The sequence below is a fragment of the Bradyrhizobium aeschynomenes genome, assembly GCF_013178945.1.
In the GTDB taxonomy this organism is placed as follows: Bacteria; Pseudomonadota; Alphaproteobacteria; order Rhizobiales; family Xanthobacteraceae; genus Bradyrhizobium; species Bradyrhizobium aeschynomenes.
The window spans coordinates 1-654 of sequence record NZ_JABFDM010000031.1; the positions used below are offsets into that span (position 1 = coordinate 1).

General features: G+C 51.5%; 1 rRNA gene. It reads left to right on the top strand.

Annotation, left to right across the window (positions count from 1 at the left end):
- Nucleotides 1-654, top strand: a 16S ribosomal RNA gene (locus HL666_RS33830); the annotation flags it as partial.

The following is a 654-nucleotide window of genomic DNA, read 5'->3' on the forward strand; positions in this document are numbered from 1 at the left end:
CAAACTCCTACGGGAGGCAGCAGTAGGGAATCTTCCACAATGGACGAAAGTCTGATGGAGCAATGCCGCGTGAGTGAAGAAGGGTTTCGGCTCGTAAAACTCTGTTGTTAAAGAAGAACACCTTTGAGAGTAACTGTTCAAGGGTTGACGGTATTTAACCAGAAAGCCACGGCTAACTACGTGCCAGCAGCCGCGGTAATACGTAGGTGGCAAGCGTTGTCCGGATTTATTGGGCGTAAAGCGAGCGCAGGCGGTTTTTTAAGTCTGATGTGAAAGCCTTCGGCTTAACCGGAGAAGTGCATCGGAAACTGGGAGACTTGAGTGCAGAAGAGGACAGTGGAACTCCATGTGTAGCGGTGGAATGCGTAGATATATGGAAGAACACCAGTGGCGAAGGCGGCTGTCTAGTCTGTAACTGACGCTGAGGCTCGAAAGCATGGGTAGCGAACAGGATTAGATACCCTGGTAGTCCATGCCGTAAACGATGAGTGCTAAGTGTTGGAGGGTTTCCGCCCTTCAGTGCTGCAGCTAACGCATTAAGCACTCCGCCTGGGGAGTACGACCGCAAGGTTGAAACTCAAAGGAATTGACGGGGGCCCGCACAAGCGGTGGAGCATGTGGTTTAATTCGAAGCTACGCGAAGAACCTTACCAG